Source organism: Micromonospora sp. WMMD998 (genome assembly GCF_029581235.1).
Classification (GTDB): Bacteria; Actinomycetota; Actinomycetes; order Mycobacteriales; family Micromonosporaceae; genus Micromonospora.
Genome location: NZ_CP120740.1, coordinates 4,180,812 through 4,203,642, shown reverse-complemented (window position 1 = coordinate 4,203,642; position 22,831 = coordinate 4,180,812). Strand labels below are relative to the sequence as shown.

Genomic DNA, 22,831 nt, shown 5'->3' with positions numbered 1-22,831 from the left:
CGGTGGGTCCGGTGACCCTGCAAGCACAGCGCACCCTGCGCGACGAGGACCTGACCGGGCTGGCGGAGCTGGCAGCCCAGCTACGGGTGGACGCGATCCGGTGCAGCACCATGGCCGGATCCGGGCACCCCACCTCGAGCCTGTCCGCCGCCGACCTGCTCGCCGTGCTCGTCGCCCGGCACCTGCGCTACGACTGGTCCTACCCGGGCAACCCCGGCAACGACCATCTGATCTTCTCCAAGGGGCACGCCTCGCCGCTGCTCTACGCGGTGTTCCGGGCCGTCGGCGCGATCAGCGAGCAGGAGCTGCTGGGGACGTACCGCCGGGCCGACTCGCGCCTCCAGGGCCACCCCACCCCGGTCCTGCCCTGGGTCGATGTCGCCACCGGCTCGCTCGGGCAGGGGCTGCCGGTCGGCGTGGGGGTGGCGATCGCCGCCCAGTACCTGGACCGGTCGCGCGCCCACGTCTGGGTGCTCTGCGGCGACAGCGAGATGGCCGAGGGCTCGATCTGGGAGGCGCTGGACAAGGCCGGCCACTACGGACTGCGCCACCTCACCGCGATCGTCGACGTCAACCGGCTCGGCCAGTGCGGCCCGACCGAGATGGAGTGGGACCTGGACACCTACCGGCGGCGGGTCGAGGCGTTCGGCTGCCGGGCGATTGTCGTCGACGGGCACGACCTCGGCGCGATCGACGAGGCGTACGGGCAGGCCCGCGACGGCGCCGGGCCGACCGTCGTACTGGCCCGCACGGTCAAGGGCAAGGGCGTGCCCGAGGTCGAGAACGACCCGTCCTGGCACGGCAAACCCCTCGACGCCGAGCTGGCCGACCGGGCGGTACGGGCGCTCGGCGGGCCGCGGCGGATCCGGGTCGCCGGGCCGAGGCCGCACGCCGCGCCGCGCGCCACCGCCACCGAACACGGCCAGCCGGAGCTGCCCCGGTACGAGCGCGGCGCGAAGGTCGCCACCCGGGACGCGTACGGGGACGCGCTGCGCGCCCTCGGCGCCGCCCGGCCCGACGTGGTCGCCCTCGACGGCGAGGTCGGTGACTCCACCCGGGCGGACCGCTTCGGCGCCGCGTACCCGGACCGGTACTTCCAGATGTACATCGCCGAGCAGCAGCTCGTCGCCGCCGCCGTGGGCCTGGCGGTCCGGGGCCGGCGGCCGTTCGCGGCGACGTTCGCCGCGTTCTGGTCCCGGGCCTACGACTTCATCCGGATGGCCGGCGTCTCCCGCGCCGACATCGCCCTGGTCGGCTCGCACGCCGGGGTGGAGATCGGCCCGGACGGCCCGTCGCAGATGGGGCTGGAGGACATGGCCGCGGTACGCGCCGTGCCCGGCTCCACGGTGCTCTGCCCGGCCGACGCGGTCTCCTGCGCGGCGCTCGTCGCGCAGATGCCCGACCGCCCGGGCGTGGCCTACCTGCGCACCACCCGCGGCGCGTACCCGGTGCTCTACGACAACGGCGAGGAGTTCCCGATCGGCGGCAGCCGGGTGGTGCGCGACGGCGGCGACGTGGTGCTGCTCGGCACCGGCGTCACCGTGCACGTCTGCCTGGCCGCCGCCGACGAGCTGACCCGGGAGGGCATCGACGCCCGGGTCGTCGACCTCTACTCGATCAAGCCGGTCGACCGGGAACGTCTGCTGGCGGCGGTCCGGGACACCGGCGGCCGGCTCGTGGTGGTCGAGGACCACTACCCGGAGGGTGGCCTGGGCTCGGCCGTGTTGGAGGCGCTGGCCGACCTGGCCGAACCGGTGCGCGTGCGGCACCTGGCGGTGCGCGGGCTGCCCGGCTCCGGCACCCCAACCCAGCAGCTCGACCGCGCCGGCATCGGCGTGCACGCCGTCGTCGCCGCGGCCCGCGCGTTGGCTTGAGGTGTAAGGCGGGGGCCCCGGTTAACGCATTTGGTAGAGGCGGGGCCCCCGCTTAACACCTTCCGGACCGGGTGCGCTCACTCCGGCAGCGCGTCGAGGTACACCCAGCGGCCGTCCTCCCGGGCGAATCGGCTGTGCTCGGCCAGCACGCCGGGTCGACCGCCCTCCCGGTAGTGGGCGCGGAAACGGACCGTACCGGTGCTGTCGAACAGGCCGCCCTGCCCGGTCTCCACCACCTCCAGCCGGGTCCACCGGGTGCCCGGATCCAGCTCCAGGCGCTCGGGCCGGGTCCGGGAGTGCCAGCTCCGCACCAGGTAACCGGCGTCGCCGAGGGCGAACGCGCTGAACCGGGAACGCATCAGCGCCTCGGCGGTCGCCGCCGTCGCCGTGCCCCGGTGCGCCGGGGCGCAGCAGTCCTCGTACGGCCGGCCCGAGCCGCACGGGCAGGCCGTTGTCCGCTTCGCCATGCCGCGATTCTCGCCTCCCGCCCGGAAGGCGTTAAGCAGGGGCCCCGCCTATACCGAATGCGTTAAGAAGGGCCCCCGCCTTACACCCCAGCGGGGCAGCGGGAGGCGGTGGGGGGCACTAGTCTTCGAGGACCATGAGCGGCAGCCCGACCCGGCGTGACCTGGACCCGGAGCAGGTGCGCCGCTACCTGGCCGCCTCGCTCGGGCCGGCGGTCGAGGTGACCGACTGCGGGCCGCTGGCCGGCGGCGGGTTCGCCGCGGTGTGGTGGGTACGCCTCGCCGACGGGCGCGACGTGGTGCTCAAGGTCGGTCCGCCGCCGCACGTGCCGCTGCTGCGTTACGAGCGCGACATGATCGGGGCGGAGGCGCGCTACCTGCGGCTGGTGGCGGTCCGCGCGCCCACGGTCCCGGTGCCGGCGCTGCTGCACCACGGCCGGCACCGTGAGCTGGGCGACTGGCTGCTCACCGAGCGGCTGCCCGGTCGTACCCTGTGGGACCTGACCCGGGCCGGTGCGGACGTCGCGCCGGTGCGCGCCGAGTTCGGCCTGGCGCTGGCGGCGCTGCACGCCGTCACCGGCGACCGGTACGGCTACGACGGTGGCCGCGCCGCCGCGCCCACCTGGCGCGAGGCGTACGCCGCGATGGTGGACGACCTGCTCGCCGACGCGGCGGACTGGGCGGTGCCGTTGCCCGCGCCGGCGGCCCGGATCCGGGAGCTGGTCGCCCGGCACGCCGCCGTCCTCGATCGGGTACGCCGCCCGGCGCTGCTGCACTTCGACGGCTGGGCCGGCAACGTGCTGGCCGTCGAGGGGCCGGACGGCACGCCACGACTCAGCGGCCTGGTCGACGGCGAACGGCACCTGTGGGGTGACCCGCTGCTGGACCTGGTCTCGCCGCTGCTGTTCCGCCGGGCGGAGGACGAGCCGGACGACCCGTTGGTGCGCGCGTACCGGACGGTGGCGCCGTTCCCGTGGGACGCGGGGGTGCGGAGGCGTCTCGGCCTCTACCGCCTGCACCTCTATCTGCTGATGACGGTGGAGATGCCCAGCCGTGCCATCACCGCGGAGTCGGAGCCGGGCCGGGTGGCGCTGCTGGCCGAGCTGCTCGACGCCGAGCTGGCCGACCTCGCCGACCTGGCCGGCTGAGGGGCGACCCGGCCGGGTGCTCACGGTACGACGTCGGAGTGGACCTCGACGTCGTAGAGCAGCTGCACGTTGCGGCGTCCGTTCGTGATGCCGACGAAGAGCGGGTCACCGGCGGGTGTGCGGCCCTGCCGCCACACCTGGTCGCGGGCGGCCTCCCGTGACTCGTGGTGGACGCCGCCGCGTTGGTGCAGGTGCAACACTCGGCGGGCGGTCGTCCGGTCGGTGTCGAGGTGGACGCGCAGCAGGGGCATGACGGGACCTCCTTCGTTCATCCAGATTAACGCCGTTAAGTTCCCTGTCCATCGGTTTAGGATGACGTCATGGACAGTCGTGGACAGACGCCCGTGTGGCTACGCGGGGAGCCGCCCCGGGCCCGGCGCAAACCGCCGCTGACCATCGAACGCATCGTGGACGCCGCGGTGGACCTGCTCGACCGGGACGGCGTCGACGGGCTGACCATGCGCCGCCTCGCCCTGCGGCTGGACGTGACGGCGACCGCGTTGTACTGGCACGTGCGGACGAAGGACGACGTGCTCGACCTGGCCGCCGACCGGATCTTCGCCGACGTGCCCATACCGCGCGCGAGCGACGACTGGGCGGCCGACGTCCGCGCCCTCGTCCGGGGATGGCGTGCCGTCATGCTCGACCACCCCTGGGCGCCCGGGCTGGTCGGACGACCGATGCTCGGCCCCAACGTCCTGGCCCGCACCGAGTTCCTGCAGGCGGCGCTGGTGCGCGGCGGCTGCCGCGGGCGCCGGCTCGCGGTGGTCACCCGGCTGCTGGCCAACTTCGTCATCGGCGCCGCCCTGACCGAGGCCACCTGGCGCCGGACCGCGGACCCCGAGACGCGGGCCGCGGCCCGGGCCCACGTCGCCGCGAGCGCGGACGCCTATCCGACGCTTACCGCGTCGGGTCACCTCGACGACACCCGGTGGAGCGACGACCTGCTGTTCGAGGAGGGCCTGAACGGCATCCTGCCGCACCTGCCAACGGCCAGCCCGAGCGGCGGAACGGCCGGCGCAGGGTGATCGCGGGCGTCGCCATGAGCAGCGTCAGCGGGTGGCGGTGGCGAAGACCACGATGTTGTCGGGATAGCTGCCGGTACGCGGGTTGAACCGCCCGCCGCAGGTGATCAGGCGCAGCCGCGCCGCCGCACCGCCGCCGTACACCCGCTCGGTGGGGAAGCGTTCCTTGGGGTACGTCCCGACGCCGTCCACGGTGAACGTCGCGGTCCGGCCGTCGGCGCGGACCACCCGGACGGTGTCGCCGGGGCGCAGCCGGCCGAGATCGAAGAAGACCGCCGGGCCGCGTTGCGTGTCCACGTGCCCGACCAGCACCGCGTTGCCGGCCTGACCGGGCGCGGGGCCGGGGCGATACCAGCCGGCCACCTCGGGGCGCTCCAGCGGCGGCACCTCCAACGCGCCGTCGTCGGTGGCGACCGGCACGATCTCGGCGTCCACGCCGATGCGGGGGATGACGACCCGGGCGGGCGTCGAGCGGGGGAGCGTCGGGCCGGCGGCGCCGGGACGTTCGGTGGTCGGCGCGGCGGAGGGCCCGGGTTGCGGCGGCGACGCCGAGGTGCTGCCGAGACCGGCCGAGACCAGCCCGGCGCCGGCGGCGCCGGCGAGGGTGACGGCGGTGACCACGGCGGCGGTGCGGGCCCGCGACGACCCGCCCCGGCGGCGGTGGGACGAGGACACGGATCCGGCCTCCCTCCGACGTGGACGCGGGGCCCGCGCCGGGTGGACCGGCGCGGGCGACCCGCTCGGCGTGCCGTTCAGGCGGTGGCGCCCGCCCGCCGCCGGCGGCGGATCAGGACGTACGCCCCGCCGCCGAGCGCGCCGGCGGCCAGCGCGCCGCCCGCGACCAGCACGCCGGTGTCGCCGTCCCGGCCGCCGGTGCCGGCCTGCGCGCCGCCGATCGGGGTGACGGTGAAGGTGGCGCTGCCGCCGTCGCTGCCGTCGCCGCAGGTCGCGGCCACCGTGTACGTGCCGAGCGTGAACCCGGCGGTGAAGAGTTCGGCGCTCAGGCCGCCGCCGGCGGCGGCCGTGGTGGACCGGACGTTCTGGTCGCGGTCCGGCCCGGTGACCCGGAAGATCGCGTCACCGGCCTTCGGGTTGCACGTGGTGGTGAGCACGACCGTGCCGCCGACTGGGGTGGTGGCCGGTGACACTCTGGTGTCCGCCAGCGCGGCGGCCGGCAGCAGCAGTGCGCCGAGGCCCACGCCGACCGCCGCCGTGCCGAGAAATGACTGTGCCTTCATCCGCGTCTTCCCTCACTTTTCGTCCGCTGTCTGCGTGGGACGTCGTTCGGGTGGCCAACTCCGTGACTAGCACCGGTGTGGCCAACACTAGGAGGGTTGCGGCAATCACTGGGGGTAATTGAGAAATCTTCGTTGCCGTCCGGTGTTCCCCCTCCCGGGGCCAGATCGGCCGAAAGGGGCTCAGCCGACCGGCGGCTCCGGCCGCACCAGCCCGGTGTCGTACGCGAGGACCACCGCCTGGATGCGGTCCCGCAACCCCAGCTTGGTGAGAATCGCGGAGACGTGGGTCTTCACGGTGGCGGTGCTCAGGTGCAGCCGGGCGGCGATCTCCGCGTTGGACAGCGCCCGCGCGGTGAGCGTGAGCACCTCCCGCTCCCGGGCGGTCAACGCCGCGAGCGCCCGGTCGGCGGTGGGGGCCGGGCCGGGCAGCCGGTCGGCGAACCGGTCCAGCAGCCGTCGCGTCACGGTCGGCGCCAGCAGCGCCTCGCCCCCGGCCACCACCCGCACCGCCTCGGCGAGGTCGGCCGGGCGGGTGTCCTTGAGCAGGAAGGCGCTCGCCCCGGCGCGCAGCGCGGCGTAGACGTGCTCGTCGACGTCGAACGTGGTGAGCATGACGATCCGGGCGGGACTGCCGGCGGCCACCAGGTCCCGGGTCGCGGCGATGCCGTCCCGTCGGGGCATCCGCACGTCCATCAGCACCACGTCGGGCCGGGTCCGCGTCGCCACCGCGACCGCCTCGACGCCGTCCGCCGCCTCCCCGACCACCGTCAGGTCGGGCCGGGCGTCGAGCACCATCCGCAGCCCGGCACGGATCAGCTCCTGGTCGTCGGCGACCACCACCCGTACGGTCACCGGGTCACCGCCCGCACCGGGAGCTGCGCGCGTACCCGGAAACCGCCGGTCGGCAACGGGTCGGCGTCGAGCGTGCCGCCGAGCAGCCGGGCCCGTTCCCGCATGCCGACGATGCCGCGCCCGCCGGGCCGGCGGGCCGGCGCCGAGCCGTCGTTGACCACCTCCAGCCGCAGCACCCCGTCGCCGTAGCGGACGTCGACGTCGGCGCGGGTCGCGTGCCCGTGCCGCAGCGCGTTGGTCAGCGACTCCTGCACGATCCGGTACGCGGAGAGCTGCACCCCGCCGGGCAGGGTCTCGCCGTCGCCCTCCCGGCGCAGGGTCACCGGCAGCCCCACCGCGCGGACGGCGTCGACAAGCGCGTCGAGCTGCGCCAGCCCCGGCTGCGGCCCGTCCGGGTCCGACCCGTCGTCGGCGGTCAGCGCGTGCAGCATCGCCCGCAGCTCGGTCAGCGCCGATCGGGCCGCCGTGTTGATCGACCCGAGCGCGGCGCGGGCCTGCGCCGGGTGCGTGTCGAAGACGTCCTCGGCGGCGACGGCCTGCACGGCGATCACCGCCACGTGGTGGGCGACCACGTCGTGCAGCTCGCGGGAGATGCGCTCCCGCTCCGTGGCGCGCACCTGCCGCTCCCACTCGCAGCGCCGCTGCGCCTGGGCGCGGAGCAGCTCGCCGATCGACCAACTGAGGCCGAGCCCGGTCACCGCGAGCAGCAGGTCCCGCCAGCCGCCGCTGACCAGCTTCCACGGCGTGGGCGCCACCAGCACCGCGAGCGCGACGAGCGAGAACCGCGGCGGTCGCAACCGGGCGACGTAGGACAGCGGCGCGGCCACCAGACCGAGCCAGCCCAGCGCCGGGCAGAGCGCCTCCAGGCCGACGCCGGCCAGCGCGGCCACCGCGAGCGCGTACCCGGGTCGGCGCCGGATCCAGAGCAGGCAGCTGGCCTGCAACGCGGCCAGGCCGACCGCGACGGCGGTCGCGCCCGGGCCGGCGTCCGAGGTCAGCAGCACGAGCAGCGACACGCCGAGACAGGCCATGGCGATGCCGCCGTCGAGCAGCAGCAGGAACCGGGATCGGGACAGGCACCTCATGACCCGGATGCTAGGCCCGCCGCCCACCGGATCTCATCGGCCGCGAGACGGACATGCGGCCCGCCCCTGGTTCCCGGGACGGAGCCGGGAACCGGCCCGCGGCGCGATCCGCGCGACGCCCCGCCGGCCCTAGCGTCGTCCGCGGTTGATGCCGACAGACCGGAGGTACGCACCGATGGAAACCACGATCCCGAGCACCGCCGTCCACCCGTCCCGCCGCCGCGACCGACTGCTCACGGTGCTCGTCGCCACCGCCGCCACGCTGCTGGGCTGGGTTGTCGCGGTGCCGCTCGCCGGGGTGGAGCTGATCGCCCGTGCTGGCGACGCCGAGCAGCGGGTGACGCCGGCGGCGGTGGCGGTCAGCACGGTGCTCGCCGGGTTGGCCGGCTGGGCGCTGCTGGCCCTGCTGGAGCGGTTCACCGGGCGGGCGCGGACCGTCTGGACCGTGGTCGCGGCGCTGGTGCTGCTGCTGTCCCTGCTCGGACCGCTGACCGGGGGAGTGGGCCGGTCGGCCACGGCGACGCTCGCGGTCCTGCACCTGCTCGCCGGCGCGGTGCTGGTGCCTGGTCTGCGGCGGACCGCCGCCCGCTGACCGGCCGGTCCGGAACCGCCCGCGACGGGGGTGGGCGGCTCCGGATCGTCACGGCACGTGACATCCACGGGCATGCGGGTGTGGGCTCCCGTCCGCCTTTGCTCTGCAGCCATCCGCGCAGCAGGCACGGAAAGTCACCGAACCGGCCCACCATCGCCGGCGATGGGCCTTTCATCTGAGCAGCTCAACCGCCTGCTGCGGATATGGCTGCAGAGCAAAGGCGGAAGGGCAGCGGCCCGTCCCGAGTCGCGCCAGCACGCTCAGCAACCGTTGCGCTGCGTGACCCGCGCCACCCGGCGATGTCGGGCCAGCGACCACCGCCGAGGCGATGCGGCTAGCCTCCTAGGACGCTCTAGAGGTAGTGCCCCACCTTCCTCGGAAGCTGTCGAGACTCGGCTACGAAATTTTCCTGCTCGGATGTCGAGAACGGATGGGGCGGCTCCGTCCCCGGTTCGAACGCGGCCAGAATGGGGTCGCCCCCGCACCTGAGGAGAAGCACCATGGCGAAGTACCTGCTGCTGAAGCACTACCGTGGCGGCCCGAAGCCGGTCACCGACATGCCGATGCTGGACCGGTGGACGCCGGAGGAGGTCACGGCGCACGTGCAGTACATGAACGACTTCGCGGCCCGCCTGGAGAATTCCGGCGAGTTCGTCGACGGCCAGGCGCTCTCCCCGGAGGGCACGTTCGTCCGCTACGACGGGGAGGGGCGCCCACCTGTCACCGACGGCCCGTTCGCCGAGACGAAGGACCTCATCGCCGGCTGGATGGTGATCGACGTGGACAGCTACGAGCGCGCCCTCGACCTGGCCGCGGAGTTGTCCGCCGCGCCGGGGCAGGGCGGCCGGCCGATCCACGAGTGGCTGGAGCTGCGCCCGTTCCTGACCGCGCCGCCCACCATCACGGAGTGACCTGATCCGATGGACGACGTGCTGCTGCGCAGCCTCACGCCGAGCGTTCTCGGTGTCCTCGTCCGCCGCGGAGCTGACTTCGCGGCGGCCGAGGACGCCGTGCAGGACGCGCTCGTCGAGGCGCTCCGCGTGTGGCCGGCCGACCCGCCGCGCGAGCCGAAGGCGTGGCTGGTCACCGTCGCCTGGCGCCGGTTCCTCGACACGGCACGCGCCGACGCCACCCGGCGTCGGCGCGAGGAGCTCGTCGACGAGGAGCCGGCGCCGGGGCAGGTGTCCGGAGCGGACGACACGTTGCGGCTCTACTTCCTCTGCGCGCATCCGGCGCTGACCCCGTCGTCGGCGGTCGCGCTCACCCTGCGCGCCGTCGGCGGGCTCACCACCCGCCAGATCGCCCAGGCGTACCTGGTGCCCGAGGCGACCATGGCGCAGCGGATCAGCCGGGCCAAGCGCACCGTCTCCGGCGTACGGTTCGACCGGCCCGGCGACGTCGCGACCGTGCTGCGGGTGCTCTACCTGGTCTTCAACGAGGGCTACTCCGGCGACGTCGACCTCGCGGCCGAGGCGATCCGGCTCACCCGGCAGCTCGCGGCTGCCATCGACCATCCCGAGGTGGCCGGGTTGCTCGCTCTCATGCTGCTGCACCACGCCCGCCGGGCCAGCCGGACCACACCCGACGGCGGTCTGGTGCCGCTGGCCGACCAGGACCGTCGTCGCTGGGACACCGGTCTCATCGCCGAGGGCGTGGAGATCCTCCAGGGGGCGCTGGCCCGCGACCGGCTGGGTGAGTTCCAGGCCCAGGCCGCCGTCGCGGCGCTGCACGCCGACGCGCCCACCGCCGCGCAGACCGACTGGGTGCAGATCGTCGAGTGGTACGACGAGTTGGTCCGTCTCACCGACAACCCGGTCGTGCGGCTCAACCGCGCGGTCGCGGTCGGCGCGGCGGACGGCGCCCGCGCCGGGCTGGCGGCGCTCGCCGCGCTGGACGAGACGCTGCCCCGGTACGCGGCGGTGGCGGCGTACCTGCACGAACGCGACGGCAACCCGGAGGTGGCCGCCCGCCTTTACGCCGAGGCCGCCCGCAAGGCCACCAACCTCGCCGAACGCGATCACCTGACTCGCCAGGCCGCCCGGCTGAACACCCGTGCGTCCCGTCCCGCCTCCACCTGAGGTGTTAAGCGGGGGCCCCGCCTATACACGAGGCGTTAAGCGGGGGCCCCTCCTTAAACCGCTCGGCGGACGGTGCCCACGCTGGTAGCTTGCCTCGTCGTGACGGGGGAACGACTCGGCGGGCGCTTCGCCCGACTGTGGACCGCGAGCACGCTGTCCGCGTTGGGTAGCGGCACGGCCACCGTGGCCGCCCCGCTGTACGTGGCGTCGCGCACCGACGACCCGCTCGTGGTCTCCGTCGGCGCGGCGGTGTCCTGGTTGCCGTGGCTGCTGTTCGCCCTGCCCGGTGGCGTGGTGGCGGACCGGGTGGACCGGCGCCGGCTGATGGTGCTCATCGACTGGGCACGGGTCGGCGCGCTGGCCGTGCTGGCCGCGGCGATGCTCGCCGACCGGGCCGGGATCGCGCTGCTCTACCTGGTGCTGTTCGTGGTGAACACCGGTGAGGTGGTGTTCCGCGTCGCCGCCCAGGCGGTGCTGCCGGCGGTGGTGCCCCGGTCCCGGCTGGAACGGGCGAACGGCTGGCTGAGCGGCGGCACCCAGGTGACGCAGAACATGATCGCCGGCCCGTTCGGCGGCTTCCTGTTCGTGCTGGCGGCGGCGGCGCCGTTCGCGCTCAACGCCGGCACGTACGCGCTCAGCGCCGTGCTTGTCGGCCTGCTCGCCGGGACCTACCGGGGCGCGCCGACGCGGGACGAACGGCGTTCGGTGCGGGCCGAGGTCGCGGAGGGATTCCGCTGGCTGCGGGCGCAGCGGCTGCTGCGCACGATGGCGCTGCTGATCGGGCTGCTCAACGTCACGCTCACCGCGGCGCTCGCGGTGCTGGTGCTGCTGGCGACCGAGCGGCTGGGCCTCGGCTCGGTCGGCTACGGCGCGCTGTTCACCTGCCTGGCGGTGGGCGGGTTGCTCGGCTCGGTCGTCGGTGACCGGTTGATCGCCGCCATCACCGCCACCTGGACGGTGCGGGTGGGCCTGCTTGTCGAGGCCGGCCTGCATCTGGCGTTGGCCGCGTCGCGCAGCGCGGCGGTGGTCGGCTTCGCGTTGTTCGCGTTCGGCGTGCACGGCGCGTTGTGGAACATCGTGGTGAACTCGCTGCGGCAGCGGCTCACCCCGCCGGCGCTGATGGGCCGGGTGGGCAGCACGACGTTGTTCGTCGCGGCCGGCGGCAACTGCGTCGGCGCGTTGCTCGGCGGCGTGGTGGCGGCCCGGTTCGGCATCACCGCGCCGTACTGGGTGGGCTTCGTGGTGGCGGTCGCGGTGGTCGTCGCGACGTGGCGGGTGTTCGACCGGGCGACGGTGGCCGCCGCGTACGCCGAGCCGACGCCGGAGGCGCCCGTGCCGGTGGCCGGTTAGCGGTCAACGCGGCGGGGTCCCCGGCGGGGCGTCCCGCCGGTGTGACAGCGTGGGCGGGTGCCCGCATCCTCCCCGGTCGACGTCGACCTCGCGCTGGTCGGCGGCGGTGGCGCCGCGTCCCTGGTCCTGGCCGCCCTGGACCGGCACCGGGTGCGCGGCGTGCGGGTGGCCGTGGTGGATCCGGTGCGCAAGCGCGGCCAGGACCGCACCTGGGCGTTCTGGGGCACTCCCGGCGGCGACCTCGACCCGCTGCTGAGCGCGAGCTGGTCGCGGGTGGAGGTGGTGACGGCGGCGGGCCGCCGCGTCCTGCCGCTGGACCCGCTGCGGTACGCCATGCTGCGCTCCGCCCCGGTCTACGACCGGGCTGCCGAGGCGGAGCGGCGGCTGGGCGCGGTGCGGATCGGCGCGGCGGCGGGGGAGGTACGCGACGACGGTGCCCGGGTGACCGTGCGCGACCCCGCCGGTGGGGTGTTGGTGCGGGCCGGCTGGGTGCTGGACTCCCGGCCCCGCCCGCCGGCACGACCGGGGCGTACGAGCTGGTTGCAGCACTTCCGGGGATGGTGGTTGGCGGCCGATAAGCCGACGTTCGACCCGGGCCGGGCGGTGTTGATGGACTTCCGCACCCCGCAGCCGGAGCGTGGGGTGTCCTTCGGGTACGTGCTGCCGGTCGACGACCGGTTCGCGCTCGTGGAGTACACCGAGTTCGGGCCGGCGGTGCTCGACGACGCCGGCTACGACGCGGCGCTGCGCGGTTACGCCGGGCTGCTCGGGTTGGACCTGGGTGCGCTGCGGGTGCGGGAGGTGGAGAACGGGGTGATCCCGATGACCGACGGCCCGTTCGTGGCCCGCCCGAGCCCCCGGGTGGTGCGGTTGGGCACCGCCGGTGGGGCGACCCGGCCGTCCACCGGGTTCACGTTCTCCGCCATGCTCCGGCAGGCCGACCAGGTGGCCCGGGCCGTGGCGGCGGGTCGTCCGCCGGTGCCCGCGCCCGCGTACCCGGGTCGGCACCGGTGGATGGACGCGGTGGCGTTGCGGGCGCTGGACCGGGGGCACGTGGCCGGGGTGGAGTTCTTCGAGCGGCTGTTCGACCGCAACCCGCCGGAGCGGGTGCTGCGCTTCCTCGACGGCGTCACCGGCCCGGTCGAGGATCTGGCGGTGATGCGGTCCAGCCCGTTGCTGCCGATGACGGGGGCGGTCCTCGGGGACGCCGCCGGCCGGCTACGCGCCCGGCTGCGCCCCGCCTAGGGTCGCGGCGACCCGGTCGCGCACCAGCGCCCGCAGCCGTTCCATCGGGTCGCCGTCGCCCGCGCCGAGCCGGTTGCGCACCGCCGCCACCGTCAACCCCAGTTCCGGGTACGCGAACGCGAGGCTGCCGCCACTGCCGGCGGTCCCGAACGACCCGTCGTCGTCGACCGCGTACCCGAGCCCGAACGTGAGCTCCTGCCCGAACACCCACTCCTGCGCGCGTATCGCGGGCGCGGACACGGCGCGCAGCCGCTCGGGGGAGATCAGTCGGACCCCGTCGACCGGGCCGAGCAGCGCCGCGTACATCCGGGCCACCGCGCGGGCGCTCATCGTGCCGACCGACGGCACCTCGGCGCGGAGCACGTCCGGGTTGCCGCCGATGGTCGCGTCCGGCCGGACCGCGGGCGGGGCCACCGCGTCGAAGTGCGGCAGGTTGGCGCCGGCCCAGGTCATCAGCGCGGACAGGCCGGCGTCCTCCAGCCGGGCCAGCCGGGGCAGCTCCGCCTCGGGTACGGCGAGGAACATCTCGCGGTCGACGCCGAGCGGCCCGGCCACCTCCTCGGCGAGGACCCGGGAGATCGACCTGCCGGTGACCCGGCGGACCACCTCGCCGACCAGCCAGCCCCACGTCCAGGCGTGGTAGGCCAGCCGCTCGCCGGGCGCCCACAACGGTTTCGCGTCGGCCAGCAGATCGCACATGCGCTGCCAGTCGGTGAAGTCGGCGGGGGTGATGTCGGCGGGCAGGGCGGGCAGGCCGGCGGTGTGGGTGAGCACGTGCCGCAGCGTGATGCCGTCCTTGCCGTTGCGGGCGAACTCCGGCCACACCCGCGCCAGCGGCAGGTCGTAGTCGAGGCGGCCCTGCTCGGCCAGCACGTGCACCACGGTGGCGGTGAGGCCCTTGCCGGTGGAGACGGCGTGCACCGGCGTCCCGGCGGTCATCGGCCGCCCGGCGTCGGTGTCGGCGAGGCCGGCCTGTTCCTCGACGATCGGCGCGCCGTCGAGGTAGGCGGCCACCTGCACGCCGGCCTCCCGCCCGGAGGTCACCAGGTCGTCGATCGTCGCGCGCACGTCGGCCCGGAGGCCGTCCCACCGGTCGTCCACGGTCAGGGAGCCTGCCAGAGCGTGGCGTCGGCGTCGCCCGGTTTTTCGTCTCCGGTGAGCAGGCGGGCGCGCAGCGCGGCGATCGTCTCCTCGCGCACCCCGAGCTGCCCGGTGACGTATCCGCGCACCGAGCCGTGCGCGGCGACCAGTTCGGCCAGCACCAGCCGGATGAGTTCGGCGGGCGCCCGCCCGTACGCGGGCCAGCCCGGCGTCGCGCCGCCGTTGCGGTCCCGCCATTCCGCCACCAGCGCCCCGGTGGCCCGTTCGGTGAGCGCGAAGTCTGCCGCGATCTGGTCGGTGTGCACGCCGAGCAGGGCCAGCACCAGCGCGGCGAGCAGCCCGGTGCGGTCCTTTCCGGAGGCGCAGTGGAACACCAGTGGGTGTTCGTCGTGGGCGATCACCTCCAGCGCCCGGCGCAGCTCCACCACGCCGTCCTCGGCCACCTCGGCGTACCGGTCGGCCAGGTAGCGCCACGGATCCACGTCCGGGTCGATGTCGGCCTGGACGTAGGGGCGGTGCTCGATGCTCAGGTTGTGCCAGGTCACGCCGAGGCTCTCCGGCGCCCGGCCGCGCTCGACGATTTCCCACGGGTAGCGCAGGTCGATCACGGTGCGGACGCCGAGCGCGGCGAAACGCCCCAGGTCGTCGCCGGTCAGCTTGGCCAGGGAGTCGGAGCGGTAGAGCCGGCCACGGGCGACCGCGCGGCCGTCGGCGGTGCGCCAGCCGCCCAGGTCACGGAAGTTGCAGAGGGTGGTGAACGGCGGGGGTGCGGTCATGGGTCGCACGGTAGCCGGGCGCCGCGCCGCGTGTGGTCCCCGCCGGACCCGCGAGGCGGTGGGGCATCGCGGGTGGTCCCCGCCCCCGTTGGCGCCGTGAGCCGGCGCGGCGTCGCGGGTCGGGTGGTTCCGCGCGGCGGCGTACCCGGTAGGTTGCCGGGCATGGTGGAGGCGGAGACCGGCCGGGTCGTGGAGATCTGGACCGACGGCGCGTGCAGCGGCAACCCCGGGCCCGGCGGCTGGGGCGTGGTGCTGCGCTGGGGCGGGCACGAGCGGGAGCTGTGCGGCGGCGAGGCGACCCCCACCACGAACAACCGGATGGAGTTGACCGCCGCGATCGAGGCGTTGGAGAGCCTGACCCGCCCGGTGACCGTGCGGTTGCACACCGACAGCACCTACGTGCGTAACGGCATCACCGGGTGGTTGGACGGGTGGAAGCGCAACGGCTGGGTCACCGCCGCGAAGCAGCCGGTGAAGAACGCCGACCTGTGGCAGCGGCTGGAGGCCGCCTGCGCCCGGCACGACGTCACCTGGCTGTGGGTGAAGGGCCACAGCGGGCATCCGGAGAACGAACGCGCGGACGCGCTCGCCAACCGGGGGATGAGCGAGGCGCGGGGTGGCGGTTCACCGGCCACCCCGCGGACGCGGGCGGGTCACCGCAGGGGGCGGCCCTCCTCGATCTCCTCCGGCTCGTCGGCGGGGTCGGCGGTGCCGGAGACAGCGTCCACGTCGTAGCCGGCCCGGCTGGTGTCCCGGGCCGAGCGACGGTCCTCGGCCGGCAGGTCGGCGAAGTCGTCGCCGGTGTCGTCGGTGGTGTGCAGGGATTCGCCCGGCGGGCGCAGGGACGCCTCGTAGGCGGTGGCGCCGTCGGGTTCGTCGCCGGCGGCGCGGCCGAAGGACTCTTCACTGGTCATGTCGCACTCCTGCCCGCATCCGGTGACGGCAAACGTTCAGCGGGCCGCGTCCGGGTGCGTCGGCATCGACGAGCCGCCGGAGCTGCTGCCGGACGCTCCGCCGGCCATCCCGGACCCGTCGTCCTCGGTCACCTCGTCGGGTGCGGGCGCGTCCGGCGCGGTGGCCGGCACCTCGGTGTCCGCCGGCACCTGCACCAGCGGGGTCTCTCCGGCCGCGTCCTCGGCGTGCGCCGGGTCGACGGGTTCCGCGCCGTCACGTGCCCGATATCCCACCGGTCCGCCCCCGTCCCACCTCGACTGTTCGTGTCGCCGCCTACCCGCCCCACCCCCACCAAAACCCCGCCCACCCCGCTCACCCCCGTCCCCGCCCCCAGCGGTGTTGTCGGTCGTCCCGTCGATCATGGAATTGTGGTGCCACGACATGTCGCTTTCGGGGTGATATCGGAGGTGCCACAAGTCCAAGATCGGCGTCACCGCCGGAGATCGTGGCCCCCGGAGCGCCGGTGGCGGGCCGCCGGGGGATGGGGTCGGTGATCAAGGGGTTCACGTCGAGGGGGCGCGTGGTCGAGACGCGAACTCCTTGATCAACGGGGGTGGGGTGGGCGGCGGGGGTGGGGTGGGCGGGGCGCGGTGGGGGTGGGGGTGGGGGTCAGGGACCAGTGCGCGGGGCGGCGCAGGTCGGGCGGCAGGGCGGTGCGGTGGTCGCCGCGGGCGGCGTCGAGCTGGGACTGGTGCAGGAACAGGCACTCGCCGAGGTCGGTGCCGCGCAGGTCCGCGCCGCGCAGGTCGGCCCCGGTCAGGTCGGCGGCGCCGAGGCGTACCCCGCGCAGGTCCGCCCCGATCAGGGTGGCGCCGCGCAGGTTCGCCCCGGCCAGCGCGACGCGGCGCAGGTCCACGCCGATCAGCACGGCGCCCCGGCGGTCCGGTCCGGCCCGACCGGCGCGGGCCTGCTCGCCGGCGCTCGACAGCAGTCGGTTGACCCGGTCGCGGTGGGCGTCGACGTCGACCGCGAGCAGTACCGCCGGGGTGCCGTCGGTGAGCCGGCCGGTCTCGTCCAGCGCGGCGGCCAGGTCGTCGCGCAGCGGACCGGGCGGGGTGAGCCGCACCGCCTCGGTCAGATACCAGAGCAGCTCGTGCAGCGGTCGCAGCACGGCGAACGTGTCGAACATCCGCCGTGCGGTGGCGGGGTCGGCGCGCCAGTCGCGGCCGGCGAAGGTGCCCTGGGTGAGGTGCTGGCCGGCGCCGAAGCAGTCGAACACGGTGCACCCGGGGAAGCCGCGTTCGCGCAGCTCCGAGTGGATGCCGCAGCGGGAGTCGGGGCGCAGGTTCGGGCAGGGCCGCCCGGCCGGCTTGTCGATGGCGAAGTCAGCCGAGGCGGCGAACGCCGGCGCGACGCAGCAGACCCCCGCGCAGCGCGCGCAGTCCGCCCGCAACTCCCACCCACCGCCCACCAGAGCCCCCTCCCAGGATCTCGTCCCATTGTCCCCGGGGCGACCTGGTCAGCCGGCAGCGGGCGGGTGGTAGACGGCGGCCAGGGCGGCGGCGGTGTCGGCCAGCCGGGCGCGCAGCGCGGCGGGGGAGAGGACCTCCACGTCGGCGCCGAGCCGCAGCAGGTCGCCGTGCGCGTGGGTGAGCGACTCGATGGGGATGACGGCCCGCACCCAACCCGCCGCGTCGGGCGGGCCGGCGGACGCCTCGGCGGCGGCGACCACCACGTCGCTGCCGATCTCCCGCAGCCGCGCCCGCCCGGCCGGGGACAGCCGGACGGTGGCCTCGTCCCGGTGCAGGCCGGCCCGGAACGCGACCACGTGGGCCCGCCACCACGCCGGCAGGTCGAACTCCGGCCGGTCGAACGGCTCGTCGAGCGGGGTGAGGTCGAGGATCTGGTTGACCCGGTAGGTGGCCGGCTCGGCGCGGTCCGGCCGGGCCGCGACGACATACCAGCGGCCACCCTTGAGCACCAGCCCGTACGGCTCCAGCACCCGCGTCACCTCGCCGCGCCAGCCGCGGTAGCGGACCCGGACCCGGTGTTCCCGCCACACCGCCTCGGCCGCCGCGGCCAGGTGCGGTGACGGGTCGCCGTCGGAGTACCAGCCCGGCGTGTCCAGGTGGAAGCGCTGCTCCAGCCGGGCGGCCCGATCGGCGAGCGGGGCGGGGAGCGCGGCACGCAACTTGAGCTGCACGGCCGCCACGACCGACTGGTAGCCCAGCTCGGCGGCCGGCCCGGGCAGCCCGGCGAAGAGCAGCCGGTCGGCCTCCTCGCCGGTCAGCCCGGTCAGCCGGGTACGCCAGCCGTCGACCAGCCGGTAGCCGCCGGCGTGCCCGGCCTCGCCGTACAGCGGGATGCCGGCGGTGTGCAGCGCCTCGACGTCCCGGTAGATCGTGCGCGCCGACACGTCCAGGCGGGCGGCCAGGTCGGCGGCGGTGAGCCGGCCGTGCGCCTGGAGGAGCAGCAGGATGGACAGGAGTCGACTGGCCCGCATCCGCTGACACTAGCTGTCAGGGGAGTGGCCCTACGGTCCCCGGCATGGCCTTCCACGACAAGGAGCTGACCGTGCCCGGGACCGTCGAGGTCGCCGGCCGGCACGTCAAGCGCTACCACATCGACCAGCCGCGGCGTCGCCTCGAACCGGAGGTGGTCGACGCCGCGTCCGCGTACCTGCCGTCGCTGCTGCCCGCCCCGGACGGCGGCACCCCGCCGGCGAGCTGGGTGGTGCTGCACCGGGGCGCGGACACCGGGGCGTACCTGTTGGCGTACAGCTGGTTCTTCGACAACGTCGTCGAGTGCCGGATCGCGGTCGCCGGACAACCGGCGCTGGCCTGCCCGGACGACGACCCGGCGCACTTCGTCGACCTGGACCGGCCCGGAGTGGGGTGTGTCTGGGAGTTGGGCGTGCTGGAGCACGAGCGGCTCGCCTGGATCCGGCACGTGCTCGCGCCCGAGCGGCCCGACCTGGCCGGCTACCTGGCCGACGCGCGCGCCGAGGGGCCGGTGGGTCACGCGCACGCCGGAGTTCAGCCGGGCGGCGTGACAGGTGGCGTGGTGGTGCGGTAGATCGCGGTCAACCAGACGTCGAGCAGCACGTCGACCACGTCCCGCTCGGCCACCGCCGGGCCGTCCCCGGCGAACGTCGCGTACCAGACCCGCTCGTTCATCGAGTTGAGCGCGATGGCGAGGTCCCGGGCGGGCAGCCCGTCCGGGGCCGCGCCGCGGGCGCGCTCCACCTCGACGGCGGCCTGCACCGCCCGTACCCAGCGCTCCAGCACCTCGGCCCAGAGCCGCCGCACCTCGGGGTTGGTGCCGCGCACCTGGGCGCACGCCAGCACCACGTCCCGGTGGGCGCCGAAGATCGCGTGGAACCGGGAGATCAACTCCCGCCACCGGGCGCGCGGGTCCTCGGCGAGCCGGTCTAGCACGTCGCCGGCGGCGGCGTCGGCCTCCTCGGTGACCCGGTCGAGCAGGGTGAGCAGCACCGCGTCCTTGGCCGGGAAGTAGAAATAGAAGGTGGGCCGGGAGATGCCCGCGCCCCGGGCCAGGTCGTCGATGGAGATGTCGCCGAACGGCCGTTCCCGCAGCAGCCGCTCGGCGGTGGCGAGAATGGCCACCTCCCGGTCGTCGCCGGTGGAGCGGCCGGCCCGCCGCCCGCGCGTCGGCGCGGCGCCGGTCGGCGTACGGGCGGGGCTCATGTCGGCCGATGCTACACCCGGTCAACACCCTGTCGATTTCACTCGACAGGGTGTTGACTGGTTTCGGGAGTGGTGGCTATCGTCCGGTCCACCGCGGGCAGAACGGGAGAAGCGATGGCCTCGGACCACGTCGACGTCCTCATCGTCGGCGCCGGCCTGTCCGGCGTCGGCGCCGCCGTCCACCTGGGTCGCGAGTGCCCCGGCAAGACCTACGCGGTGCTGGAGGCCCGGAGCGCGATCGGCGGCACCTGGGACCTGTTCCGCTACCCCGGCGTCCGCTCCGACTCCGACATGTACACCCTCGGCTACTCGTTCAAGCCGTGGACCGACCCGAAGGCGATCGCCGACGGCGAGTCGATCCGCCGCTACGTCCGGCAGACCGCCCGGGAGTACGACGTGCAGCGGCACATCCGCTTCCACCACCGGGTGGTGCGCGCCGAGTGGGACAGCGCGACCGCCCGCTGGACCGTGCACGCCCACCGCGACGACACCGGCGAGGACACGACGCTCACGTGCGCGTTCCTGTTCGCCAACTCCGGCTACTACCGCTACGACGAGGGCTACACGCCGCGCCTGCCCGGCGTCGAGGGGTACGCCGGCACGCTCGTGCACCCGCAGCACTGGCCGCCACGGCTCGACGTCACCGGCCGGCGGGTGGTGGTGATCGGCAGCGGCGCGACCGCGGTCACCCTGGTCCCGGCCATGGCCGAGCGGGCCGCCCACGTCACCATGCTCCAGCGCTCACCGACGTACGTCATCTCGCTGCCCTCGCGCGACAGGTTCGCCGACGCCGCCCGGCGGTGGCTGCCGCCCACGGCCGCCTACGCGGTCGCCCGCTGGAAGAACGTGCTGCTCGGGGTGGCCAACTTCCAGCTCAGCCGGCGCGCGCCGGGGCTGGTGAAGCGGTACCTGCGCCGGGCCGCCAAGGGCCGGCTCCCGGCCGGGTACGACGTGGACCGGCACTTCTCGCCCCGCTACGACCCGTGGGACCAGCGGCTCTGCGTGGTGCCCGACGGGGACCTGTTCGCCGCCCTGGCCGACGGCCGCGCGTCGGTGGTGACCGACACCATCGACACGTTCACCGCGCACGGCATCCGGCTCACCTCCGGCGCGGAGCTGCCGGCCGACATCGTGGTCACCGCCACCGGCCTCAACCTGCTCGCGCTCGGCGGCATGACCCTCGCCGTCGACGGCGTCGACGTCGACCTCGCCGCCACCGTCGCCTACAAGGGCATGATGCTCTCCGGCGTGCCGAACTTCGCCATGACCATCGGCTACACGAACGCGTCCTGGACGCTGAAGGCGGACCTGGTCGCCACCTACGTCTGCCGGCTGCTGCGCCACCTCGACGACACCGGCCAGCAGATCGTCACCCCCCTCGCCCCGGACACCGACGACCTGGCCCCGATCATCGACCTGCGCTCCGGGTACGTGCTGCGCGCCGTCGACCAGCTACCCAAGCAGGGGCCGCGCGCGCCGTGGCGGCTGCACCAGAACTACCCCCGCGACGTACGCCTGATGCGGCACGGGCCGCTCACCGACGGCGTCCGGTTCGCCCGGGCCGGCGTGCCGGCCACCGCCGCCCCATCTGGAGGCAATGATGCGTGACCTGGACTTCTCCGGCGGCACGGCGGTGCTGACCGGCGCGGCGAGCGGCATCGGCGCGGCGCTCGCTCACGGCCTGGCCCGACGCGGCGCCGACCTGGTCCTGCTCGACCGCGACGCCGACGGTCTTTCCGCGGTGGTGGCGGCGATCCGGGCGACGCACCCGGACCGGCGGGTCGAGACGCACCTGGTCGACCTCGCCGACGCCGACGCCACCGACCGGGTCGCCGCCGAGATCCACCGCGCCCACCCCCGGATCCGGCTGCTGGTCAACAACGCCGGCGTCGCGCTCGGCGGCCGGTTCGACCAGGTCACGCTGGACGAGTTCCTCTGGGTCATCGAGATCAACTTCCGGGCGGTGGTGCGGCTGACCCACGCGCTGCTGCCGGCGCTCAAGGCCGAGCCGGGCGCCCACCTGGTGAACGTCTCCAGCCTGTTCGGCCTCATCGCCCCCGCCGGGCAGGCCGCCTACTCGGCGAGCAAGTTCGCCGTACGCGGCTTCACCGAGGCGCTGCGGCACGAACTGGTCGACGACGGGATCGGCGTCACCTCGGTGCACCCGGGCGGCATCCGCACCCGGATCGCGGCCCGCGCGCGGGTCGGCAGCGGCGTCCCGATCCAGGAGTACGAGGCCGGCCTCCGGCAGTTCGAGAAGCTGCTCACCATCGACCCGGCGACCGCCGCCGAGGCGATCCTGCGCGGCGCGCGGCGGCGTCGCGGCCGGGTGCTGATCGGCTGGTCGGCGAAGCTGCCCGACCTGCTCGCCCGGATCGCCCCCGCCGGCTACGGCCGGGTGCTGGCCCTGGGCATGCGCCCACCGCGTACGCCGAACCCCGGCGCGGTCCCGGACGGCGCGGCCCCGGACGGCGCGGCGGTTCCGGGGCCCGGTCGGCCGGCGTGACCGTCGCCCTGCCGCCGGGGGACGAGCGTGCCGTGGGCGGGCGGCGGATGCGCTGCCGGATCACCGGCGACGGGTCGCCGGTGGTGCTGCTGCACGGCATCGGCCGTACCCTCGACGACGTCACCGCGCTGCACGCCGCGTTGGCCCGGGACCACCGCGTGCTCGCCGTGGACCTGCCCGGCCACGGCGGCTCCGCGCCCCTCGACGGGCCGCACACGCTGCCCGCGCTGGCCGGCGCGGTCGTCGGGTTCCTCGACGCCGCCGGGGTCACCGGCCCGGCCCACCTGGTCGGCAACTCCCTCGGCGGGGCGGTGGCCATGCGCGTCGCCGCCGACGCCCCGCACCGGGTGGCCGACCTGGCGCTGCTCGACAGCGCCGGCTTCGGGCGGGAGGTGACCGTGGCGCTGCGGCTGCTGGCGGTACGCCCGCTGGCCCGGCTGCTGCTGCGCCCGCACCCGGCCATCGCCCGCCGCACCGAGCGGGCCATCTTCTTCGACCCGGGCTACGTCACCGACGAGCGGGTCGCCACCGCGCTGGCCGTGGCCCGGCAGCCGCACACCGCCCGGGTGATCCGGGAACTCGTCCGCCACCTGGGCACCTGGCGGGGAGTACGCCCGCGCTGGCGCGCCGAGCTGCTCGACGCGGTGGCCGCGCTGGACCTGCCCACGCTGCTGGTCTGGGGCGACCGCGACGTGATCCTGCCCGCCGCGCACCTGGCGTACGCGCGGACCCGGCTGCCCGGGGCGCGGGCCCACCTGTTCCGCGACACCGGCCACATGCCGCAGATCGAGCGGACCACCGAGGTGGAGGCGCTGCTGCGCGACTTCTGGTCCGACCGCCCAACCCCCTGACCCACCCCCGGGTGGGGTGGTCTGCGCCACGATGGGAGGGCGGGG

General features: G+C 75.2%; 26 protein-coding genes. 13 read left to right on the top strand and 13 right to left on the bottom strand.

The features are described 5' to 3' along the window. Window positions 1-11: 11 nt before the first annotated feature. Complete coding sequence (locus tag O7619_RS19245; RefSeq protein ID WP_282282424.1) at window positions 12-1,874, top strand: transketolase; 1,863 nt, start codon at window positions 12-14, stop codon at window positions 1,872-1,874. A 77-nt stretch (window positions 1,875-1,951) separates the two neighbouring features. Here O7619_RS19245 and O7619_RS19240 read toward each other — a convergent pair whose 3' ends face one another. After that, window positions 1,952-2,341, bottom strand: coding sequence for a YchJ family metal-binding protein (locus tag O7619_RS19240; protein WP_282282423.1), 390 nt, complete (start codon window positions 2,339-2,341; stop codon window positions 1,952-1,954). Window positions 2,342-2,475: 134 nt separating this feature from the next. Here O7619_RS19240 and O7619_RS19235 point away from each other — a divergent pair, with 134 nt between their 5' ends. Next, on the top strand, window positions 2,476-3,486 hold the full coding sequence (locus O7619_RS19235) for a phosphotransferase (RefSeq protein ID WP_282282422.1): 1,011 nt from the start codon (window positions 2,476-2,478) through the stop codon (window positions 3,484-3,486). A gap of 20 nt (window positions 3,487-3,506) precedes the next feature. Here the strand turns inward: O7619_RS19235 and O7619_RS19230 are convergent, their stop codons facing one another. After that, window positions 3,507-3,737, bottom strand: a complete 231-nt coding sequence (locus O7619_RS19230; RefSeq protein WP_282282421.1) for a hypothetical protein — start codon at window positions 3,735-3,737, stop codon at window positions 3,507-3,509. Between the two features lie 69 nt (window positions 3,738-3,806). Here O7619_RS19230 and O7619_RS19225 point away from each other — a divergent pair, with 69 nt between their 5' ends. Continuing rightward, entirely contained in the window at window positions 3,807-4,514 is a 708-nt protein-coding gene (locus O7619_RS19225) for a TetR/AcrR family transcriptional regulator C-terminal domain-containing protein (protein WP_282282420.1), read from the top strand. Window positions 4,515-4,538: 24 nt separating this feature from the next. Here O7619_RS19225 and O7619_RS19220 read toward each other — a convergent pair whose 3' ends face one another. The 4 genes from O7619_RS19220 to O7619_RS19205 form a co-directional block, all read right to left on the bottom strand. Beyond that, window positions 4,539-5,186: a class F sortase gene (locus tag O7619_RS19220; protein ID WP_282282419.1), complete on the bottom strand. Its 648-nt coding sequence runs from the start codon at window positions 5,184-5,186 to the stop codon at window positions 4,539-4,541. A 77-nt stretch (window positions 5,187-5,263) separates the two neighbouring features. Further along, window positions 5,264-5,749 (bottom strand): hypothetical protein, encoded by a 486-nt coding sequence (locus tag O7619_RS19215; RefSeq protein ID WP_282282417.1) that lies wholly within the window; start codon window positions 5,747-5,749, stop codon window positions 5,264-5,266. A gap of 180 nt (window positions 5,750-5,929) precedes the next feature. Then, the gene (locus O7619_RS19210) at window positions 5,930-6,601 is read right to left on the bottom strand and encodes a response regulator transcription factor (protein WP_282282415.1); all 672 of its coding nucleotides are present in this window, start codon (window positions 6,599-6,601) and stop codon (window positions 5,930-5,932) included. After that, window positions 6,598-7,686: a sensor histidine kinase gene (locus tag O7619_RS19205; RefSeq protein ID WP_282282413.1), complete on the bottom strand. Its 1,089-nt coding sequence runs from the start codon at window positions 7,684-7,686 to the stop codon at window positions 6,598-6,600. The genes O7619_RS19210 and O7619_RS19205 overlap by 4 nt, the downstream gene beginning before the upstream one ends. Window positions 7,687-7,861: 175 nt before the next feature. Between O7619_RS19205 and O7619_RS19200 the strand changes: the two genes are divergently transcribed. From O7619_RS19200 to O7619_RS19180, 5 genes are all read left to right on the top strand, one after another. Continuing rightward, window positions 7,862-8,278 (top strand): DUF6069 family protein, encoded by a 417-nt coding sequence (locus tag O7619_RS19200; RefSeq protein WP_282282411.1) that lies wholly within the window; start codon window positions 7,862-7,864, stop codon window positions 8,276-8,278. 500 nt (window positions 8,279-8,778) lie between these two features. Continuing rightward, window positions 8,779-9,189, top strand: a complete 411-nt coding sequence (locus O7619_RS19195; protein WP_282282410.1) for a YciI family protein — start codon at window positions 8,779-8,781, stop codon at window positions 9,187-9,189. 9 nt (window positions 9,190-9,198) lie between these two features. Beyond that, complete coding sequence (locus O7619_RS19190) at window positions 9,199-10,356, top strand: DUF6596 domain-containing protein (protein WP_282282409.1); 1,158 nt, start codon at window positions 9,199-9,201, stop codon at window positions 10,354-10,356. A gap of 99 nt (window positions 10,357-10,455) precedes the next feature. Then, window positions 10,456-11,706: an MFS transporter gene (locus tag O7619_RS19185; protein WP_282282408.1), complete on the top strand. Its 1,251-nt coding sequence runs from the start codon at window positions 10,456-10,458 to the stop codon at window positions 11,704-11,706. Window positions 11,707-11,763: 57 nt separating this feature from the next. Then, window positions 11,764-12,951, top strand: coding sequence for a lycopene cyclase family protein (locus O7619_RS19180; protein ID WP_282282406.1), 1,188 nt, complete (start codon window positions 11,764-11,766; stop codon window positions 12,949-12,951). Here O7619_RS19180 and O7619_RS19175 read toward each other — a convergent pair. Together O7619_RS19175 and O7619_RS19170 are read right to left on the bottom strand one after the other, a co-directional pair. Beyond that, window positions 12,925-14,052 carry a serine hydrolase domain-containing protein gene (locus O7619_RS19175; RefSeq protein ID WP_282282404.1) on the bottom strand — a complete coding sequence of 376 codons (1,128 nt, stop codon included), beginning with the start codon at window positions 14,050-14,052 and terminating at the stop codon, window positions 12,925-12,927. The genes O7619_RS19180 and O7619_RS19175 overlap by 27 nt on opposite strands. A 2-nt stretch (window positions 14,053-14,054) precedes the next feature. Continuing rightward, window positions 14,055-14,828: a tyrosine-protein phosphatase gene (locus tag O7619_RS19170; RefSeq protein ID WP_282282402.1), complete on the bottom strand. Its 774-nt coding sequence runs from the start codon at window positions 14,826-14,828 to the stop codon at window positions 14,055-14,057. 162 nt (window positions 14,829-14,990) lie between these two features. Here O7619_RS19170 and rnhA point away from each other — a divergent pair, with 162 nt between their 5' ends. Beyond that, window positions 14,991-15,563, top strand: a complete 573-nt coding sequence (gene rnhA, locus O7619_RS19165) for a ribonuclease HI (protein WP_282282400.1) — start codon at window positions 14,991-14,993, stop codon at window positions 15,561-15,563. Here rnhA and O7619_RS19160 read toward each other — a convergent pair. The 4 genes from O7619_RS19160 to O7619_RS19145 all read right to left on the bottom strand — a co-directional run bounded on the left by O7619_RS19160 (window position 15,482) and on the right by O7619_RS19145 (window position 18,225). Beyond that, window positions 15,482-15,742 carry a hypothetical protein gene (locus O7619_RS19160; protein ID WP_282282398.1) on the bottom strand — a complete coding sequence of 87 codons (261 nt, stop codon included), beginning with the start codon at window positions 15,740-15,742 and terminating at the stop codon, window positions 15,482-15,484. The genes rnhA and O7619_RS19160 overlap by 82 nt on opposite strands. Before the next feature lie 36 nt (window positions 15,743-15,778). Continuing rightward, window positions 15,779-16,015 (bottom strand): preprotein translocase YidC, encoded by a 237-nt coding sequence (locus tag O7619_RS19155; RefSeq protein WP_282282396.1) that lies wholly within the window; start codon window positions 16,013-16,015, stop codon window positions 15,779-15,781. A 311-nt stretch (window positions 16,016-16,326) separates the two neighbouring features. Next, window positions 16,327-17,193, bottom strand: coding sequence for a pentapeptide repeat-containing protein (locus O7619_RS19150; protein WP_348774328.1), 867 nt, complete (start codon window positions 17,191-17,193; stop codon window positions 16,327-16,329). A 48-nt stretch (window positions 17,194-17,241) separates the two neighbouring features. Beyond that, on the bottom strand, window positions 17,242-18,225 hold the full coding sequence (locus O7619_RS19145) for a WYL domain-containing protein (RefSeq protein ID WP_282282394.1): 984 nt from the start codon (window positions 18,223-18,225) through the stop codon (window positions 17,242-17,244). A gap of 44 nt (window positions 18,226-18,269) precedes the next feature. On the opposite strand from O7619_RS19145, the gene O7619_RS19140 reads away from it, so the two are divergent. Beyond that, window positions 18,270-18,797 carry a hypothetical protein gene (locus tag O7619_RS19140; RefSeq protein ID WP_282282392.1) on the top strand — a complete coding sequence of 176 codons (528 nt, stop codon included), beginning with the start codon at window positions 18,270-18,272 and terminating at the stop codon, window positions 18,795-18,797. On the opposite strand, the gene O7619_RS19135 is transcribed toward O7619_RS19140, so the two are convergent. After that, window positions 18,758-19,429: a TetR/AcrR family transcriptional regulator gene (locus tag O7619_RS19135; protein WP_282282391.1), complete on the bottom strand. Its 672-nt coding sequence runs from the start codon at window positions 19,427-19,429 to the stop codon at window positions 18,758-18,760. The genes O7619_RS19140 and O7619_RS19135 overlap by 40 nt on opposite strands. 114 nt (window positions 19,430-19,543) lie before the next feature. Here O7619_RS19135 and O7619_RS19130 point away from each other — a divergent pair, with 114 nt between their 5' ends. From O7619_RS19130 to O7619_RS19120, 3 genes are read left to right on the top strand one after another with little or no spacing between them, the layout of a single operon-like run. Then, on the top strand, window positions 19,544-21,037 hold the full coding sequence (locus O7619_RS19130; protein ID WP_282282390.1) for an NAD(P)/FAD-dependent oxidoreductase: 1,494 nt from the start codon (window positions 19,544-19,546) through the stop codon (window positions 21,035-21,037). Further along, window positions 21,030-21,935 carry an SDR family NAD(P)-dependent oxidoreductase gene (locus tag O7619_RS19125; protein ID WP_282282389.1) on the top strand — a complete coding sequence of 302 codons (906 nt, stop codon included), beginning with the start codon at window positions 21,030-21,032 and terminating at the stop codon, window positions 21,933-21,935. Before O7619_RS19130 ends, O7619_RS19125 begins: the two co-directional genes overlap by 8 nt. Next, the gene (locus O7619_RS19120) at window positions 21,932-22,786 is read left to right on the top strand and encodes an alpha/beta fold hydrolase (protein ID WP_282282388.1); all 855 of its coding nucleotides are present in this window, start codon (window positions 21,932-21,934) and stop codon (window positions 22,784-22,786) included. Before O7619_RS19125 ends, O7619_RS19120 begins: the two co-directional genes overlap by 4 nt. Window positions 22,787-22,831: the final 45 nt, after the last annotated feature.